The organism is Planctomycetaceae bacterium (genome assembly GCA_041398785.1).
GTDB lineage: Bacteria > Planctomycetota > Planctomycetia > Planctomycetales > Planctomycetaceae > JAWKUA01.
Map to the genome: position 1 here is coordinate 53483 of JAWKUA010000017.1, position 18661 is coordinate 72143.

The window sequence follows — 18661 nt, forward strand, 5'->3', positions numbered from 1 at the left end:
GAAAAAGACTGCAGTTTGAATCGCTGCATCCGGCGACCTAAGATCGGCCGCGAACAGCATTCCGCGAGCGAACGCCCCGGTCAGCTTGCCGTACAGCCGCCCATGGACAGAACAAATCATGACGGAACACTTTGAAGCTCGTGTCACAAAGGACTCCCTGGTTTTCAGCGCCGCGCACTTCATCACGTTCAACGGAAACATCTGCGAACGGCTGCACGGGCACAACTGGCGAATCGACGTTGTGGTGTGCGGCGATCTTGATGAAAACTCATACGTGTTCGATTTCATCGCCATGCGGGATTCGGCACTGGCACTGGTGGCCGAACTGGATCACAGCGTTCTGCTGCCGGAACACCACAATCAGATCCGTGTGCGAACCAGCGACGACGGCCGCGAAGTCGAAGCTGTGTTCGAAGACCGCCGCTGGGTGTTTCCGGCTGAAGACTGCCGAATTCTGCCGGTGGCAAACACGACTGCGGAACTAATCGCCCGCTGGTTCGCTCAGCGCCTGATCGCCATGCTGAACCTGCAGCAGCAAACGGGAATTCGGGAACTGCGAGTCAGCATCGAAGAAAACTTCGGACAGTGGGCCACGGTGATTCTTACGGTGCCCTGACGCGCCGGAGGCCGGAGGCGACGTGCTGTCCCGCTGCAGCGCTGGAAGACGTGGTGTGCCCGGAAAGGCGGATGGGCGGACGCTTTGCGGCGTTGTCGCTCCGCTATTCGTCCCCGATCTGGCTCAGAATCTGCCGCTGTTCGCCGGCGAGTCCCGGTTCCTGGAGGGCGTTGTAGACGGTCAGCAGCAATTCGTGAGTCACGCGGCTGCCGGGCTTGCGGGTCGCGGACAGTTCCAGATCCAACCGCGCGGCGTCCCAGTTCTGCATCGCCATGTGAACTTCCGCGCGAGTCGACAGCAGGTCGGGATGCTCGGGAAGGAACTGCAATGCTAAGTTGGAAAGTTCCAGAGCTGGCACGTGATTGTCAGCGGACTGGCGGATCAGTGTGAGTGCCAGGCCGTTGAGCACAATCGGGTTGTCGGTGTCAAGCTGATGTGCGCGTTCGAAGTACGTGCGAGCCTGGTCGAAATCTCCTGCCAGCAACGCGTAGCTGCCGACCATCGCGTAGACGTCGATGGTTGTGCTGCCTTCCGCCAGGACCAGGTTCAGCAGTTGACCGGCGGGTTCCGCGAGTGCCGATTCCGTAAACGAAATCTGCGCCGCTCGCCGAATCACTTCGCGGTTTCGCGGATCGATCCTCAGGATGTCCGCCAGCAGTTCGATCGTGTCCCGCGCCGATTCGCGCGACATCTCGCGTCCCGAAGTGACCGGGGATACCTGTTCGTCGAACACTGCCAGACACGCGTGAGTAAACACCGTTTCGATTCGCTGCCGGTCAGCGCCGCGGACGTCGGTGTTTTCGATCGCTGGCAGACGCTGGTGCAGAGTGTCTCGCGCCTGACCGGGGCGTCCCGCGGAAATCAGCAGTTCGGCCAGAGACGCAGCGGCGTCGATGTCTTGCGGATCGTCGTTCAGTCGCTGCTGTTGTTCCGCCAGAAGTTCCTGCACCAGACGTCCGCCGTCCGGGACGTCGCCGGCAAGCAGCAGTTGTCGGGCCAGTGCCGGTCGAAACTGCGGTCGAATCCGGGACAGCGGTTTCAGAGCCGCCACGGCCGCTGTGTGGTCGTCGATGCAGATCAGCAGTTCCGCCAGAACCACGCGGTCTGTGTCCGACGCGCTGTCGGTTTCACTGACTCGGTGCCAGTGGTTGAGTGCCCCTCGAAAGTCGGCGGCATCGAACTCCGCATCCAGCAGTTTCAGCTTCAGCAGCATCTGATACGAAGCGACATCAGCGGGATTCAGCCGAATTGCCTGCGTGATTAGTTCCGCCGCCGCATCACGGTTGAAGTTGGACTGTGCCAGCAGCGCAGCCGCACGTTCGCGATGGAGTTCCGCCAGAGTCTCCGCGGCTCGGGAACTGCCCGACGACGTGATGCGATCCCGCAGCATTCGTTCCGCGTCGTCCGTTCGATTCTGAAGCACGCGAACGGCGACCAGTTGCCGTCGAGATTCCTCATCCGATTCGTCACGGCGAAGCGCTTCTTCGAAGACCTGAGCGGCTGCGGCAAGCCGTTCGGCGATCTGCGTTTCGTCGCGATTCAGTTCTCGCTGAACGATCGCCAGCGGAAGTTGCAGCCTGGCATCGAGTTCGATGGCCGCCAGAAGCTGCTGTTCCGCCAGCCGCGGCTGACCCTTGTTGCGATAGTGATTGGCCAGTTGGTGCCGGGTGTCGGCGTTCATCGGAGAATCGCGGATCGCGAGCAGCAACTGCTGTTCGATTTCCTCGTCGGACAACGAAACCACCGTTTCAGGTTTGCGGCTCTGATCGACCAGCCACAGGCGCGTCGGGGCATGGCCGGCACCGTCGACGGGAGTCAGTCGTTGCACGTGTACCATGGCTTCGTCGACGCGGTGTTGCCGCAGCAGATGCATCGCCAGATCGTGGCGCACTTCGGCGTCGAACGGGCGCAGTTGCAGCAGCTTTCGCAGATAAAGTCCGGTTTCGTCAGCGGCGTCGTTGTCTTCCGTCAGGTCGGCCAGAGCCGTGCGATATTGTTCGGTGACAGCGGACGGTGTGGTGTCCCGGACTCGGACCACGATTCCAGTCACAGCCACCGCGACTGCAATAGCGGGCAGCCCGATCAGCAGCCGGTGCTTCGGCCGGGACCGTGACCAGGACTTCAGAAACACCTTCAGCCACGAAAACTGATACGACGGCCGCAGTAGCTCCGACCTGACAGGAGTCCGCTGCGATGACACACTGGATCTTCCGGACTTCCCGGTACCCTGACTCGCCGGCCAGGACCGATCATCAAACGCGCGATTCCACATCGCGTTCAGTGGATTGCGAAGCCTGGCGACGTCCGGGTTGCGAATGGCGACTCGAAGCTTCACCCAGAATGTCTCGTCGCTCTGTCGAGGAATCGGGGCCGTCAGAAATGTCACCGCGGAATCCGCGCAGTACAGCAGTCCCAGAAACACCAGCACAGACGCGATCGCGATGAGTTGGCTGGCCGCTGAGTCAATGATTTCCACGTCATACGCCTGCCGTGCGATCACCGCCGCACATGTGTGAACACAGCAGATAATCACCGACAAGCTGAACGCCACCGGCAACAGAATCAAAGTGTGCAGGAATCGACGCCGCGACCAGATGATCGCCGCCAGACCGACAAACAGCAGCACCCACAAACCGGCGGCACCACCGCGGTCGAACGGTTCCAGAGAAATTGTCCGACCCGGGATTTCCAGCGTCGGACGCTGCCACAGGTGCAGATAACCGGCGGCGTCCAGCAGCCGGGACGCAAGCCCCCCAGTCAGCGCCCATAACGCGCTGACGAACTGGTCTCGAACAAACGGCGGCGGTCCGATGGCGAACAACAGGACCGGGCAGACGTAGGCGACGGACCGCCGGTGGCCTCGTTCGGGCAGCATCAGGCACACCGCGACACTCAGCAGCCACGCCGCAGGAACTGCCAGCCACGGATTCGCAACAGCGTACGCGGCCACCAGCAGCGCCACGTCCAGAAACAGCAGCACCGCGATCGTCCGAAGAACCCGCTGAGCAGGTTCGTATTCGAACAATCGAGCCACATCCAGCCGCGTCGCCAGCAGAAGGACAAAGACGCCGATTGCCGGCAGAGCAAGACCTCCGCCGGGAAGATTTCCGATCGGATCGTCGACCGGCAATCGATTGCTGAAATAGCGAACGATGAGCGGTCCATGAGCGACCGCCAGCGCGGTCAACGCCAGTGTCGCCGTCAGCAGTCTGATTGGCCCGCGAGTTGTCACGATCTGCCTGCCTGAGATTCGCCCGATGGTTCTTTGCGCTGTTGAAACCAACGGTAACCATCACGGCCAGCATTATCCAGAGCCTGCTGTGAAACCGAATGTTGTCCGGCCACCAGGCGAAGCCGGCGGTGCCGGTTGTTGAAGACCTGCCACCGATTGACGCCAGCCCTCCGTTTTTCCTTCGTGCGCTTCGTGGTTTCCCATCAGACAAATCGTCAGGGGCACCACAAAGGTCACGAAGAGCAGGAAGATGGCAGTTGAGAACGCGACTTGCGCGGAAGGCTGGTTCACCCCGGCTCCCGTCCAGGAGGCGGAAAACATCCGTTTCAGGCTCATCCGGAAAATGGGGGTGTTGAGTCAACAGCGTTTCAGGCCCGGCGGGCCGACACAACCTCAGCCGGTGGCGTGAGTCACCGGTCAGATGCCGAATTCCTGCCCAAAGCCCCGGAGGGCAACGCCGTTAAGGATTTAGAGGCGGCAAAAACCGGGGTAGCGTTGAAGAGCGGAATATGAAAAAAAGCCAGACTCCCGCATGTGGTGTGCGGACTGATCATGTTTCAGCCCGGGAAGGAGTCTGGCTCGAATGTCACGGAAGACGCAAGCGGCCGCATCGGTCAACACGCAGGAGAAGGCACCGAAGTTTACTCATGGCGCTTTATTGCGCGACGCGCTGACGTGGGTGGTCAACGAGCGCATGTTCGCGGACGTCCGCCTGCATGGCAATATCAAATGGAAGTCTCATCAACTTGTCATTCTGGCGGTCCTCTGGGTGTGGTCCGGCAGAACCACGCTCGGCCGCGCGTATGTTCATGCTCGGCGACTCTCCCGGGTGATGTTTGGCTGGGTGGCTGTCAAGAGTTATCAGGGGCTCACGGGAGCACTGAAGACGTGGTCCGTCAAACTGCTGCCGCGAACGCAGAAGCGGATGCAGGAACTTATGGAAGAAGTGGGCGGCGAACACTGGCGAATTGGTTTATGGGTCGCATTGGCGGTCGATGGTTCTCGTGTCACCACGCCGCGAACGCAGAGCAATGAGAAAGCTTTCTCGGCGAAGAACTATGGTCACGGGAAGAAGGCCAAGTCGCGCCGCAAGTGGAAGAACAGGAAGAAGCGAAGTAAGAAACTGTCGGCTCCGGTGAAACCGCAGATGTGGATCACTTTGATCTGGCATATGGGACTGAAGATGCCGTGGACATGGAAAACCGGAGCGTCGACTTCCAGCGAAAGACATCATCTGATGGACATGTTGAAAACGGAGACTTTCCCGGAAAACACGCTCTTTTGCGGCGACGCGGGCTTCGTCGGTTACGACTTCTGGAATGCGCTTCTGGATAACGGCCATCATTTTCTGGTTCGCGTGGGAGCCAACGTGCGGTTGATAAAGAACCTTGGCCATGCGCGTGAACGCGATGGAATTGTGTACGTGTGGCCGGATGCTGCGGCTCGTCGCAAGCAGCCGCCGCTGGTGCTGCGGCTGATTCAGATCAAGAACGAACGCGGTACCATGAGTCTTGTGACGAGCGTGCTGAACGAACGCAGGCTGTCAAATGCCAAGGTTGCTCAAGTGTACTCCATGCGCTGGGGAATTGAGCTTCAGTTCCGTTCGTTCAAGCAGACGTTCGGTCGCCGCGAGCTGCACAGTCGAACGTCCGAATGCAGCTATGTGGAAATGGACTGGTCACTTGTCGGATTGTGGATGATCCAGCTGTTTGCGGTGAAGGAACAAATCAAAGTGGACCGGCCTCCGGAGCATTCGAGCGTCTCACTGAGCCTGGCAATTATTCAGGAGACAATGGACATGTACCACGAAGAAGCGACCGACGGCCGTGCTCTCAGTCGTCAGTTGAGCGACGCGGTCAAGGATGACTACACGCGCACCAGCAGCAAGATCGCGCGCTATCAACCCAACAACAAAGACAAACCATCGGCCAAAGAACCCATCGTTCGGAAAGCCACTGCCAAACAAAAACAAACTCTCAGGAGACTCAACCTCCCGCCCGCTGTTTTTACTTAACGGCGTTGCCCGGAGGGGCGATACAGCTTTAGCCGCAGCGGATGTGTCGGCCCTTCAGGCCTGCGGACGCCGAGGCACCAGCTTCCGGAGCCTGTCGGCTCCGGCTGACGTTGTGCCTGCCCTCCGAGCATCAACAACCGGAAACGCGAGGTTGTCGGATCCTGTAGCAGGTCGGTCGAAGAATAAGTAGCACTCACGGCGAACATCCGTGGGCCTTCACCGACCGAATCTTCAGCAGCACCCCCATTCCCGGAAGAGCCGTTTTCCCTCGTGCTCTTCGTGGTTTCCCATCAGACAAATGGTCAGGGTCACCACAAAGGTCACGAAGAGCACAAAGATGGAATGCAAACGGCGCGGAAGGCTGGTTCTTCGGGGTGGCGGTTGGAGCGGGACTTGGCGCTGCTTCGAGTTCCGGCACCGGGACTCGACTCGTGTGTCGAACGGTGTGGCGCCGCTCGGTTCGACAAAATGTCGCAATTTGAGTGCAATCCGGAACGGTGGCGTTGATGATTCGCGCTGTGGACGACAGCATTCGCGGCTCACGCCGGCGCTCACCCGGCTTCCGTGCGCCGAATCGCGCCGCGTCCGTTTGTTCGTTCGGGAATCTGTGCCAGCTTATGTCGTCAAAGAAAATCAAGCCGCAGACGCTTCGCGGATTCCGTGATTTCCTGCCGGACCAGATGATGGCCCGCGAACGGCTGATCGATATCGCTCGCGGCGTTTATCGCAGCTACGGATTTGCGCCGATCGACACGCCGGCTCTGGAGTATGCCGAAGTCCTGCTGGGCAAGGGTGGTGATGAATCCGACAAGCAGGTGTTTCGCTTTACCGATCAGGGAGACCGCGATGTCGCCATGCGGTTTGATCTGACGGTGCCGCTGGCGCGATACGCGGCTCAGCACATTCAGGAACTGGGAACACCGTTTCGCCGCTATCACATCGGCCCGGTGTGGCGTGGCGAACGGCCGGCTCGCGGACGATTTCGCGAATTCCTGCAGTGCGACTTCGACACGATCGGCACCACCAGCAACACGGCCGACGTGGAAACTCTGCTGGTCATCAACGATCTGTTCGAAGCGATCGGCATCGAACGTTTTACCGTGCGAGTCAACAATCGCCGTGTGCTGAACGGGCTGCTGGAAAAGAATGACCTGCAGCAGCACGCGTCCGGCATTCTTCGGTCGCTCGACAAGCTGGACAAGATCGGCCGTGACAAGGTGATCGCGGAAATGGTGGACGCTGTCGGCATCAGCGATCAGCAGGCCGGTCGGGTTTTGGATATGGCGCAGTTGCAGGGGACTCCCGAACAGATTCTTTCGTCGCTGGACGGCATGCTGTCCGGCAGTGAGACCGGTGAAATCGGACTGCACCACCTGCGCGAACTGTTCGCCAGCGTGAAAGCGTGCGGGCTGCCGGATGAGCGCGTGTCGCTGGACGTGTCCATTGCCCGCGGGCTGGATTATTACACCGGCACGATTTACGAAACGCTGCTGGGTGACCTGCCCGGCATCGGCAGCGTGTGTTCGGGCGGACGATACGACAACCTGGCGGAACTGTTTACGTCGCAGAAACTTCCCGGCGTGGGAGCCAGTCTGGGGCTGGACCGCATGCTGGCCGCGATGGAAGAACTGGGAATGACGCGGAAATCGTCCACGCCCGCTCCCGTGCTGGTGACGATGTTCGAAGCAGATCGAGCGGGCGACTATCTTCGCATGGCTCGCACGCTGAGACAGGCGGGCATCGGAGCCGAAGTGTTCCCCGAAGCGAAGAACATCGGCAAGCAAATGAAGTACGCCGACAAAAAGGGATTTCTGGTCGCGCTGATCGCGGGAGCCGCCGAGTTTGAAACCGGCCAATGGCAGGTCAAGGGACTCACCGATGGCACCCAGCAGGAAGTTGCGACCTCCGACGTTGTCACGGCCGTGCAATCAATCATCAGCGCCGGTGCGTCGTAAGGCAGCGAGGCAGCGCTGGCCGGACAGCACCGCGGCGGGACTGCACCGGCGGGGCCGCGCCGGCGCCGACTCAGTCCTTGTCCGCATTGGCATCGTCGACCGTATCCCAGCGATCCGCGAGTTCGAACAGCCGTGCCAGCGGAAGTTCAAAGCCAGGCAACAGCGGGCTCGCATACACGGCTCCTTCGCCGAAAACAGTGTGTTGAGCCGCTGATCCCTGAAATCGAAAGACGGTCAATTCCTTTCGAAAGCGATCGAAAATCCAGTATTCGCGAACACCTGCCTGATGGTACTCGTCGCGTTTAATGGTGTAGTCGCGGACCCGGTTCGGTTTTCCCAGGGAGACAAATTCGACGGCGATCGAGGGCACCTCGTCGTCGTGCGGCAATCGACCCAGATCGCACCAAATCGCCCGGTCGACTCGACGCCGCTGTGCTCCGATGGAAATGGTCTCTTCAGCCAGTGTCAGATTCAGAACGGCTCCCTGCGGAGTCTCCTGAAAGTTGCGCAACAACCGGCCAAGTTCTTCGTTGGGGTCGCGTTCCTGACGAAGCGGCGAAGGGCTCACAATCAATACTCCGTTCAGAAGTTCGTATCGCCAGCCGGGTTCGAATTCCGCAGCGTCGAATTCTTCCGGGTCCACCATCATGCCGTTGGAAAGCGGTCCAAGCTGAAGCGTCGCGGCGCTCGGAGCATTCGACTCGATAATTGACATGTGGCACTCCTCTGACGGCGGGCACAGATTGTCGCCGGATGTGCGACGACGTCACCAACGGATCGGAAACGCAAACCGCTTTGCCGGCTTCTCATCGTAGCCGTTGGCCGCCTGCTGTCCCCCCAGACAATGACTGCCGGGAACGGGAAAACGGCAGGACTGTCAGTTTGCCGGCGTTCGAACCCTGCGGATGGCCGCGGACCGATGGCTTCGCGTTCGGACCGTTCGCGAACCGGTCGGCGAGATTGATTCCGCCGGACAGCGCGTCAGCCGGCGGGGGCATGGTTCGGCTTCTATCGCTTCAGTTTTTTTGGAATGCCAGATGACTTCTTCGCAATCACGTTCGTCTCTGCGAGCCGGCATGGTCGGCATGGGGATGATTTTCGACGAAACGTACAAGCCGTTTTTCGAAGCCGCTCACGCCGACGGGATTTATCACCGCGACTTCGGCGACGTTGACGTGCCGCTGGTTGCTGTGGCCACCAAAACCGGTCGGCGAGCGGACGCTTACAGGAAATCGGCCGGTGGTCGCATTGCCGATTTCCAAAGCTTCAGCGGTGACGACGCCGTCGCCAACATGCTGCAGCACGATCTGAATTTCGCCTGCGTGGCGACTCCCGATGATCGTCACTTCGAAGCCTGTCGAGACATCCTTCAGGCGGGAGTTCACCTGCTGGTCGAAAAGCCGTCCGTCCTGTCGCTGCAGCAGATGGACGACCTGGTGGCTCTGGCGGAAAAGAACAAGGTCCTGGCGCGAGTCGTCTATCACAAGCTGACCGACCCCGATCACAAAAAGCTGCGGACTCTGGTGTACGACGGCGTGCTGAAACACGTCAACAACGGCTACTGCAGTCTGCTGGAACCGAAGCAGATTTCCGGATCGCAGTTCGCCGAATGGATCACCGGCCGCAATCCCGGCACGTACGTCGCCGTGCACTACATCAAGCTGATCGATTTCACATTCGGCGGACGGCTGAAGACGATCACCTGCACCGGCCAGCGCGGACTGATCGGACCGAAGGATGGAAACACCTGGGACAGCACTCAGTTGAGGCTGATCTATGAATACGACAGCGGACGCGAAGCGGCGTTCGACATCCACACGTCCTGGGTGACTCCCGACAATTTCCCCGGCTACGTCGACCAGGAAGTGCAGTTTCGTTTCGACAACGGACTGTGGAACGGCCATTCGCGCAAGCGCGGCGTCGAATGCACTGTGGAAGACCTGACGCCGGTGAAAATGCCGATTTCGCTGAACAACCACTTCAACGGCACGTTTGTCGAACCCTGGGGCGACAGAACTCAGCGCGGCTACGGAATTGAAGTCATCGAAAAGTTCGCTCGCGAAGTCGCCTTCGTGGAACACGGAACCACGGGCGACCGTGAATCACGGCTGCAACAGATTCGGTCACTTGCCTACGCGGACCTGAGCGCCGACCGGCAGGTTGTTGCGGCGGTGGAAGCGATGGAACGCATTCTGGAACAGCATGCTCTGGGAAACCCCGACTGCGTCGCCCGCTACGACGGGACCAAAGTCACGCTGCTGAATCCCCGATAACAACGTCACCAGAGGTTCCAATCTGAAATCTCAAATCTGAAATCTCAAATCCCAAAGCTTAACACTACCCCCCATTCCCAATTCCCCATCGTTCCACCCCTCATCCCGTCGCTGGATCGCACAGCGCGAACTGCAGGCTCTCATCGGCGGGCGTGAACTGCCGGCCGGTCCACATGCGAGTCAGCGTGCGTACAGGTTCGAAACCCAGCTTGTCGGCCAGTTCCTGAGCTGGTTGATTGGGTGACGGAACATCCCAGAACACGGATCCTGACGTTTCCCGCAGCAGTTCTTCGACGATGCTTTCGGCGGTTGACGTCTCAGTCGCAGTGATCGGACCCAGATACGAGGCCAGGTGACCGGAACGCAGCATTCCAAAACCCTCCGGACGCGTCACCACGATGCTGTCGCGAGCGAGCCGTTCCAGCCACAACGCGCGGCACGCTCCGAAGGCGCGTTCGTCGCGAAGGCCCGGATCGATCGTCTTCGGAGCTGGTTCATGACGCGACACACTACCGTCGCCGATGCGATGCCAGCGATGAAACGACCACAGATCGTGAAATCCAAGCTGCTCGTACAGCGGAAACCCATCCGGCGACGCGTCCAGTTTGATGCAGGCGATGTTGCGTGATTCCAGAAAACTCAGCGCCTGCTTCATCAGCAAAGTTCCGATACCCATCCGCCGGAACTCCGGGTGCACCAGCATCATTCCGATCCATGCCAGTCCCGTGCCGTAGGTTGTGGTAGTGACGGTGCCGACGACGCGATCGTCCGACACCGCCGCGAAGCAGCCGTCGGGTTCGGCGTTTCGCAGGCGTCTCCAGTCGTTCGGCAATTGGTTCCAGCCGGCCAGTCGACAAAGTTCGCTCGCGGCGTCGATGTCGCTGTCCGTCAGCCGGCGCATCGTGATTCCGTTAATCACATCGGTCATCATCCTGCTCCTGCCTGGTATTCAGATCCCGACATTCAGCGCGTCACGGGCCGCGCTGTTGATCATGCCGACGTAGAACATGGCGATGCGGAAGATGAAAAAGATGATGACGACGGCGACCAGCCCCCACACCATTCTCGCAAGGAACGCCGACAGCAAAATCATCGCTCGGTGAGCCTCGGCGTCGAAGTGGTGGCTCATGCGATCCAGAGCTTCCGGGACGGTTCCTGTCTGTTCGGCGGTTTCCACGAACTGCAGGAACTCGGTCGGAAACAGCTTCGGCGCGGCGAAGGCATCGGCCAGAGTTTCGCCTTCGTGCACTTCGTTCCAGACGATGGGAATCGCCGCGACAAACGCGCCGTTGGCGGTGGCTTTCAGACTCGATTCCAGCGACGGCTTGATCGACATTCCGGCCTGCTGCGTCAGAGCGAAGCACCACGCGAACCTGGCGATCGCGAACGAACGCAGGCATTTTCCGACAACCGGTATCCGCAACAGCAGCGGGTCCAGAACCTGCTGCCCCACGATTGTGCGGCTGAACATCTTGTACGAGATCCACAAACCGCCAAGCGACCCGAAACACAGCGCAAACCAGATCGTCGCGCCGCGAGCTCCCAGCAGGCCAAACCCCAGCACGTCCGTGTTGCCGGTGCCCACGATTCCCAGCAGCCAGATCAGCAGTCCGATTACGCAGATCGCGGCGAAAAGCTGGATCATCGGCCAGGCGATTGCCGTCCGAAATTCACGCACCCGGTCGACTCTGGCTTCGTAGTACTTCCCCAGCGACCCGAAGATCTCCGGCATCGACCCGGTCTGTTCGCCGACGTTCAGCAGATCCAGAAACAGTGCCGGAAAGCGTTCTTCGTGTTCATAAAACGACGATGTCAGATCGTCGCCCCGCTTGACTCGCGTGATCACGCGGTCGACGGCAGCGGTCAGGCGAGAATCCGACGATCGCGCGGCCGACGTCTTCAGTGACTTCGGAATCTCAACACCGGCTTCCAGCATCCGTGCCATCGACTGGCAAAACGGATACAGCGCCTTCGCGGAAATCTGAGGATTGAACAGCATGACGGGAATACTTCCGCAAGAGCCGGTCGTTGGTTGTTGACCGCAGGAATTCTATCCGGCGAGCCACGATTCGCGAACCGCGCACGCCGCCCCGGCAACAGACCTGTTCGAACCGGCAATTTGTCCGACGTTTTCGGCATCCGGCTGCGTTCCGATGCAAATCGCCGGCTTGGAATGAATTTGCCGTCGCTACATCCGAGCGCGCGAGACTGGTACAACGCGTCACTTCACATCGGCAATTGTTTAAACGACGGAGAACGGCCGTTATCGACGCGACCGGTGTGAAATGCTGCCCGCCTGAAACTTCAACGGTTCCCGACAGACATGCCCGAACAACTCCGGCAATCCCCGCTTCACGACGTCCACGTTTCCGCAGGAGCACGCATGGTGCCGTTTGCGGGCTGGAACATGCCGGTGCAGTATTCGGGCATCATTCCCGAAGTCAAAGCCGTGAGAGAATCGCTGGGCGTGTTCGACATTTCGCACATGGGGCAGATCTTCGTGGATTCCCCCCGACACGTCAGCGACAACCTGGCTCAACGGCCTGTTGACAAACGATGTTTCAAAGCTGGAACTCGGGCAGGGGCAATATTCGTTTCTGCTGAATGACCGCGGCGGCGTGATCGATGATCTGATCATCTATCGAACTGATCCGACGAGCTATTTCCTGGTCGTCAATGCTTCCAAAGTGGACGAAGACTTCGCCTGGCTGCGGAGTCACGCGGAATCGTCCGGCATTACGCTCACAAACCGCAGCGATGATTTTGGCGGACTCGCGATTCAGGGACCGAACTCCGTCGACGCCTTTCTTCAGATGACCGACGATGCACTCAAGGAATCCGAGCCGCAACTGCCGGAACGGTTCTGCATCCGCTCGTTCGAAACGAAGGCGGGTGGCCTGGTGATGGTCTGCCGCACGGGCTACACCGGCGAAGATGGATTTGAGCTTTTCTGTCCGATCCGCGACGCCGAAACGTGGTGGCGGCGAACCGTCAGCAGCGGAGCGACGCCATGCGGCTTGGGAGCACGTGACATTCTGCGCCTGGAAAAATGTTATCCGCTGAATGGCAGCGATTTGTCGCCGGAACTCACACCGCTGCAGGCCGGGATGAGCTTCGCTGTCGACCTGGAAAAGGGTGATTTCATCGGACGGGACGTGCTACTGAAACAGAAGGCGGAAGGACTCGACACGAAGCTGGTTGCTCTGAAGCAGACGGAAAAGTCTCCGCCGCCAAGGCACGGTTACCCGGTTTTCGCCGGCGATGAACAACTGGCGGAACTGACCAGCGGCGGAGTTTCGCCGACGCTTGGAGCCGGCATTTCGATGGCGTATGTTCCCGTTCCCTTCGCGAAGATCGGGACGGTTTTAGACATCGAAATTCGCGGCAAGCGTTTTCCCGCGGAAGTCGTCAGAAAGCCATTCGTGTGACCCCATGTTTAACCGCGACCCCTGGGGGAGCGCTTCGGTATGACGGCCTCGAATCAAACATCGGTCGAAGCGGACTTGTCGGCCCCGGGCTGGCCTGGTTTTATTCTGGCCGCGGCGAACACTCATCTATCCAGCACCTCTTCCACCGCGAGCCAGAAAACCTCAATTGACCCTACTCGGGGTATAGCAACCCGGTAAGCGAAGCGCTCGCCAGGGCTCGCGGTTAAACATTTTGGGCTCATCCGGAAATCGAACACATGAACGTTCCAGACAATCTGAAGTACGCGAAGTCTCACGAATGGGTTCGCGACGATGGCGGCGGAGTCTTCACGGTCGGCATTTCCGACTACGCTCAAGCCGAAATGACGGAGCTTGTCTACGTCGAACTTCCGGACATTGGCCGCACCGTAAAGGCGCTGGAGGAAGTGGCGGTGGTGGAATCCGTGAAGTCGGCCAGCGACATTTATTCGCCGTTGTCGGGGGAAATCGTGGAAACCAACACCGCGCTTTCCGATGATCCGTCGTCCGTGAACAGCGATCCGTACGATCAGGGCTGGCTGTTCCGGGTCCGAGCCGGCGACGCCGCTGAACTCGATTCCCTGCTGACTCCGGAAGCTTACCGTGAACAAATCAGTTGAAGCGCCGCCGATGCCGTCGACTGTCAGCGACGATTCGTCCGCGATGGAGCAGGCGGCGGGGCAGTTTCGTGACCGCCACCTGGGTTCGTCCGCCGTCGTTGCAAAGCAGATGGCGGCCGAAATCGGTTTTGCTTCCGTCGACGAATTGATTGCGGCCGCCGTGCCGGCTCACATTCGCCGACGGCAGCCGTTTCAACTGCCGGACGCCGTCAGCGAAGCCGATGCTTTGACGCGGCTGCGATCGATGATGCAGCAGAACCGGATCTGCCGTTCTCTGATCGGCATGGGTTACCACGACTGCGTGACGCCGCCGGTGCTGCAGCGCAACATCATCGAAAATCCCGGCTGGTACACGGCGTATACTCCGTATCAGCCGGAAATTTCGCAGGGGCGGCTGGAAGCATGTCTGAACTTTCAGACGATGATCTGTGACCTGAGCGGACTGGCGGTGTCGAACGCGTCGCTGCTGGACGAAGGCACGGCCGCGGCGGAAGCGATGACGATGTGTTTCGCCGGTCATCGAACAGCAACGCGGTTTTTTGTTGCCGACGCCTGCCACCCGCAGACGATTGCGGTCCTGCAGACGCGAGCCGCACCGGTCGGCATTGAAGTGGTCGTTGGCAGTCACGCCGACATCACGTTCGATGACACTTACTTCGGCGCGCTGATTCAATACCCGGACACGAACGGCGCGATCTGTGATTTCCGGACTTTTATCGACGCTGCGCACGACGCGAAGGTGGCCGTGGTGATGGCGGCGGATCTGCTGTCGCTGACACTGCTGACTCCGCCGGGCGAACTGGGAGCCGACATTGCCGTGGGCAGCAGTCAGCGGTTCGGCGTGCCGATGGGATTCGGCGGTCCTCACGCCGGCTGGATTTCCTGTTCCGAAAAGTTCATGCGCAAGCTGCCCGGCCGCCTGGTCGGAATTTCGAAGGACGCTCACGGCAATCCCGCGTATCGGCTGTCGCTGCAGACGCGAGAACAACACATTCGACGCGACAAGGCCACCAGCAACATCTGCACGGCTCAGGTGTTGCTGGCGGTGGTGGCGTCGATGTATGCCGCGTGGCACGGACCGAAGGGACTGCGACGGATCGCGGAACGAGTTCACGGTTTCACCGCGGAGCTGGCGGCGCGGTTGACGGAAGCCGGATATGCGATGCACAGCGACACGTTCTTCGACACGCTGCGAATTTCGATCGGCGATGTCGCGAAGTCCGATGCGATTCTGCGACAGGCAGCGAATGCCGACATCAATCTACGCCGATTCGAAAACGGCGACATCGGAATTGCGCTGGACGAACGCACGTCGGCAAACGAAATCGCCGCGCTGTGCGACGTTTTCAACGCGCCGTACGACGGGACTCCGATCCCGTCGCAGCACCTGAATTCGACGGGACCGGAGTCCCGTCGTACGGAAATGCGGCACGTTTCGCAGGGTCTTCGTCGCACGAGCGAATTCCTGGCGCATCCGGTGTTCAACAGCTTCCACACCGAAACGGAAATGATGCGCTATCTGCATCGGCTGGAATCGAAGGATCTGGCTTTGAACACCAGCATGATTCCGCTGGGATCCTGCACAATGAAGCTGAACGCGGCGGCCGAAATGATGCCGCTTAGCTGGCCGGAAGTCGGTTCGCTGCACCCATTCGCTCCGCCGGAACAGTGGGCCGGTTACTCGGCGATGATCGAGCAGCTTGAATCCTGGCTGGCCGCCTGCACGGGGTTCCATGCGGTGTCGGTTCAGCCGAACGCCGGTTCCCAGGGAGAACTCGCGGGACTGCTGGCGATTCGCGGATTCCATCTTTCAAACGGCGGGCAGAATCGCAACATCTGTCTGATTCCGACGTCCGCGCACGGCACGAATCCCGCCAGTGCGGTGATGGCGGGTATGAAGGTTGTCGCGGTGTCGTGCGACGACGAAGGCAATATCGACGTTGACGATCTGAAGTCGAAAGCAGCGCAGCATTCCGAAAATCTGGCCGCGTTGATGGTCACGTACCCGTCGACGCACGGAGTCTTCGAAGACGGCATCCGTGACATCTGCGACATCATCCACCACCACGGCGGGCAGGTGTACATGGATGGAGCCAACCTGAATGCTCAGTTGGGTCTGGTGTCTCCGGCCGAACTGGGAGCCGACGTTTGCCACCTGAATCTGCACAAGACGTTCTGCATTCCTCACGGCGGCGGCGGCCCGGGCGTCGGTCCGATCGGAGTCGCGCAGCACCTTGCGAACTTTCTGCCGGGGCACCCGATTCATTCACCCTCTTCGCGCAAAGGCGAGCAGCGCGAGGTCGGTTCGTTGTCGCCGCATGCCGTCGGTCCCGTCAGCGCCGCGCCGTATGGCAGCGCCAGCATCCTGACGATCTCCTGGATGTACATCGCCATGATGGGGGCCGACGGGCTGACGGAATCCACGCGGCAGGCGATTCTGAACGCCAACTACATCGCTCACCGTCTTCAGCCATACTTTCCCGTGTTGTATCGGGGAGCCAACAGCCTGGTGGCTCACGAATGCATACTCGACCTGCGACCGTTCAAGGCCGACAGCGGAGTCGAAGTGGAAGACGTCGCCAAGCGGCTGATGGACTACGGCTTTCATTCGCCGACGATGTCCTGGCCGGTCCCCGGTACGCTGATGGTGGAACCCACGGAAAGCGAATCCAAAGCGGAACTGGATCGATTCTGCGACGCGATGATTTCGATTTACAAGGAAATCATGGACGTGAAAAGCGGAACGCTCGATCGTGAAGACAATCCGCTGAAGCACGCTCCGCATACCGCCGCCGCTGTGACATCCGACGACTGGAACCGCTCCTATTCGCGACAACTGGCCGCGTATCCGGCTTCCTGGCTGAAGGACTTTAAGTACTGGCCACCGGTCGGCCGCGTGGACAACGTCTACGGCGATCGTCATCTGGTCTGCACGTGCCAGGGCGTGAGTTCGTACGCGGAGTGACGTCGCTGCCGGTGCCTGCTGAGGCGGCGATTGCTTTCGTCGCGCGGTGAGTTGTGTCAGACTTCCGGTCAGACAGTTTCCCCGCCAGGAGCCTTCCGATGTCTTCAGTCCGAACGATGTCTTCACACCGAACATTGATTGCGCTGCTGCTGTTCTGCGGTTTCGCGACGCCGCTGTGGACAACGGCGAACCAGGCATCGGCGGACTCACCGCAGCAGTTCGCGCTGCCGGAATCGGACGACGGGCTGCCCGGTGCCGGACCGATTCGTCGGTACGACTGGTTTCGCAACCTGTGGTCGAATCGCCGTTCCGACTTTGCCAAACAGGTGCAGGCCCAACAGAACGCCGTCGTGTTTCTCGGCGATTCGATTACTCAGGGTTGGGGCGATGATTTCCAGGGCCGCTTTCCGGAAATGAAACTCGCCAATCGCGGCATCAGCGGCGATACCACGCGAGGCATGCTGATTCGCCTGAAGGAAGACGTGCTGGACCTGCATCCCGCCGCCGTTGTGATGCTGATGGGCACCAACGATCTGGAAGAAGCCGCGGAACCGGAAACCATCGCCGCCAACATCAGCCTGATCCTGGCAGAATTGAAAAAGCACAACGAAGAAATGCCGATCGTGCTGTGCCAGGTCTTCCCGAGTTCTTCGGAAAAGAAGCGTCCGGCTGAGAAGATCAAACAGATCAACAGTCTTGTCGCCTCGGTGGTGAAGGGCGATTCGCAGATCATTCTGCTGGATACCTGGACGCTGTTCGCCAACAAAGACGGCGACGCGGATGCCGCTCAGTTCCCCGACCTGCTGCACCCCAACGAAAGCGGCTATCAGATGTGGGCGGGTGCTCTGCGACCGGTCTTCGCGACGCTGGGGTTTCTCGAAACGGAACCCGATGACTTCCGGCCGGAACCCGGATTCACCAGCCTGTTCAACGGGAAGGATCTGACGGGCTGGGGTTATCGCAAGACCACGGAGCCCATGCTGAAGGCTCGCGAAAACTGGCGGAAGAACGATCCGAACGCCGCCGCCTGGCCCGTCGTAAAGGAACCGGTCAGCTTTGATGGCCAGCGTGAAACTCCCGAACACCGCTATGTGGCGATCAACGGCAGGCTTGTCGTCACGACTCCTCCGGAAGGCCGAAAAATTCAGCAACTGTGGACAACGCGGGAATTCGGCGGCGACTTCACGCTGAAGCTGGAATTTCGAGCGACGCCGAACGCCGACAGCGGAGTCTTCATCCGCGATCCGCAGTTGCAGTGCCGCGACTTTCCGCTGGCCGGACCGTACAAAGACCTGAAGAAGTACAAGTCGGGAGACTGGAACGAACTGGTCGCGGAAGTGAAAAACGGAGTCGCCCGCTGCACCTGCAACGGCGAACTTCTGGAAGCGGAATTCAAAGTTCCCGAATCCGGCCCGATCGGCCTGGAAGGCGACCGCGGCCAGATGGAATATCGACGCATCAGAATTCGTCAGGAGTGATTGAAAGGTGGTGCGCTGTTCCGCATGCGCCCCTGTTCGGCATGAAGAACGGTGCGTGCCTA

At 60.0% G+C, this 18661-nt stretch carries 13 protein-coding genes; 9 read left to right on the plus strand and 4 right to left on the minus strand.

The window, feature by feature from the left end:
* Positions 1–118: 118 nt before the first annotated feature.
* The gene (locus tag R3C19_18910) at positions 119–616 is read left to right on the plus strand and encodes a 6-pyruvoyl tetrahydropterin synthase family protein (protein MEZ6062419.1); all 498 of its coding nucleotides are present in this window, start codon (positions 119–121) and stop codon (positions 614–616) included.
* A gap of 103 nt (positions 617–719) precedes the next feature.
* On the opposite strand, the gene R3C19_18915 is transcribed toward R3C19_18910, so the two are convergent.
* On the minus strand, positions 720–3848 hold the full coding sequence (locus R3C19_18915; GenBank protein ID MEZ6062420.1) for a hypothetical protein: 3129 nt from the start codon (positions 3846–3848) through the stop codon (positions 720–722).
* Between the two features lie 583 nt (positions 3849–4431).
* On the opposite strand from R3C19_18915, the gene R3C19_18920 reads away from it, so the two are divergent.
* Positions 4432–5862 (plus strand): transposase, encoded by a 1431-nt coding sequence (locus R3C19_18920; GenBank protein MEZ6062421.1) that lies wholly within the window; start codon positions 4432–4434, stop codon positions 5860–5862.
* A gap of 617 nt (positions 5863–6479) precedes the next feature.
* On the plus strand, positions 6480–7817 hold the full coding sequence (gene hisS, locus R3C19_18925) for a histidine--tRNA ligase (GenBank protein ID MEZ6062422.1): 1338 nt from the start codon (positions 6480–6482) through the stop codon (positions 7815–7817).
* Positions 7818–7887: 70 nt separating this feature from the next.
* On the opposite strand, the gene R3C19_18930 is transcribed toward hisS, so the two are convergent.
* Complete coding sequence (locus R3C19_18930; protein ID MEZ6062423.1) at positions 7888–8532, minus strand: Uma2 family endonuclease; 645 nt, start codon at positions 8530–8532, stop codon at positions 7888–7890.
* A 322-nt stretch (positions 8533–8854) separates the two neighbouring features.
* On the opposite strand from R3C19_18930, the gene R3C19_18935 reads away from it, so the two are divergent.
* Positions 8855–10090, plus strand: coding sequence for a Gfo/Idh/MocA family oxidoreductase (locus R3C19_18935; protein ID MEZ6062424.1), 1236 nt, complete (start codon positions 8855–8857; stop codon positions 10088–10090).
* 100 nt (positions 10091–10190) lie between these two features.
* Here R3C19_18935 and R3C19_18940 read toward each other — a convergent pair whose 3' ends face one another.
* Positions 10191–11018 (minus strand): GNAT family N-acetyltransferase, encoded by an 828-nt coding sequence (locus tag R3C19_18940; GenBank protein MEZ6062425.1) that lies wholly within the window; start codon positions 11016–11018, stop codon positions 10191–10193.
* Between the two features lie 21 nt (positions 11019–11039).
* Positions 11040–12089 carry a type II secretion system F family protein gene (locus R3C19_18945; GenBank protein ID MEZ6062426.1) on the minus strand — a complete coding sequence of 350 codons (1050 nt, stop codon included), beginning with the start codon at positions 12087–12089 and terminating at the stop codon, positions 11040–11042.
* A 324-nt stretch (positions 12090–12413) separates the two neighbouring features.
* On the opposite strand from R3C19_18945, the gene R3C19_18950 reads away from it, so the two are divergent.
* The 5 genes from R3C19_18950 (at position 12414) to R3C19_18970 (ending at position 18599) form a co-directional block, all read left to right on the plus strand.
* Positions 12414–12698, plus strand: a complete 285-nt coding sequence (locus tag R3C19_18950; GenBank protein MEZ6062427.1) for a hypothetical protein — start codon at positions 12414–12416, stop codon at positions 12696–12698.
* Positions 12637–13518 (plus strand): glycine cleavage system aminomethyltransferase GcvT, encoded by an 882-nt coding sequence (gene gcvT / locus R3C19_18955; protein ID MEZ6062428.1) that lies wholly within the window; start codon positions 12637–12639, stop codon positions 13516–13518. Before R3C19_18950 ends, gcvT begins: the two co-directional genes overlap by 62 nt.
* A 257-nt stretch (positions 13519–13775) precedes the next feature.
* Positions 13776–14156 (plus strand): glycine cleavage system protein GcvH, encoded by a 381-nt coding sequence (gene gcvH / locus R3C19_18960; protein MEZ6062429.1) that lies wholly within the window; start codon positions 13776–13778, stop codon positions 14154–14156.
* The gene (gcvP, locus tag R3C19_18965) at positions 14140–17121 is read left to right on the plus strand and encodes an aminomethyl-transferring glycine dehydrogenase (GenBank protein MEZ6062430.1); all 2982 of its coding nucleotides are present in this window, start codon (positions 14140–14142) and stop codon (positions 17119–17121) included. Before gcvH ends, gcvP begins: the two co-directional genes overlap by 17 nt.
* A gap of 116 nt (positions 17122–17237) precedes the next feature.
* Complete coding sequence (locus R3C19_18970) at positions 17238–18599, plus strand: GDSL-type esterase/lipase family protein (GenBank protein MEZ6062431.1); 1362 nt, start codon at positions 17238–17240, stop codon at positions 18597–18599.
* The last annotated feature ends 62 nt before the right edge of the window (positions 18600–18661 follow it).

Bases quoted from the DNA above. Each gene is read 5' to 3' on its own strand.
- R3C19_18910 (MEZ6062419.1), top strand. From the start codon at position 119: ATGACGGAACACTTTGAAGCTCGTGTCACAAAGGACTCCCTGGTTTTC.
- R3C19_18920 (MEZ6062421.1), top strand. From the start codon at position 4,432: ATGTCACGGAAGACGCAAGCGGCCGCATCGGTCAACACGCAGGAGAAG.
- hisS (MEZ6062422.1), top strand. From the start codon at position 6,480: ATGTCGTCAAAGAAAATCAAGCCGCAGACGCTTCGCGGATTCCGTGAT.
- R3C19_18930 (MEZ6062423.1), bottom strand. From the start codon at position 8,532: ATGTCAATTATCGAGTCGAATGCTCCGAGCGCCGCGACGCTTCAGCTT.
- R3C19_18935 (MEZ6062424.1), top strand. From the start codon at position 8,855: ATGACTTCTTCGCAATCACGTTCGTCTCTGCGAGCCGGCATGGTCGGC.
- R3C19_18940 (MEZ6062425.1), bottom strand. From the start codon at position 11,018: ATGACCGATGTGATTAACGGAATCACGATGCGCCGGCTGACGGACAGC.
- R3C19_18945 (MEZ6062426.1), bottom strand. From the start codon at position 12,089: ATGCTGTTCAATCCTCAGATTTCCGCGAAGGCGCTGTATCCGTTTTGC.
- R3C19_18950 (MEZ6062427.1), top strand. From the start codon at position 12,414: ATGCCCGAACAACTCCGGCAATCCCCGCTTCACGACGTCCACGTTTCC.
- gcvH (MEZ6062429.1), top strand. From the start codon at position 13,776: ATGAACGTTCCAGACAATCTGAAGTACGCGAAGTCTCACGAATGGGTT.
- R3C19_18970 (MEZ6062431.1), top strand. From the start codon at position 17,238: ATGTCTTCACACCGAACATTGATTGCGCTGCTGCTGTTCTGCGGTTTC.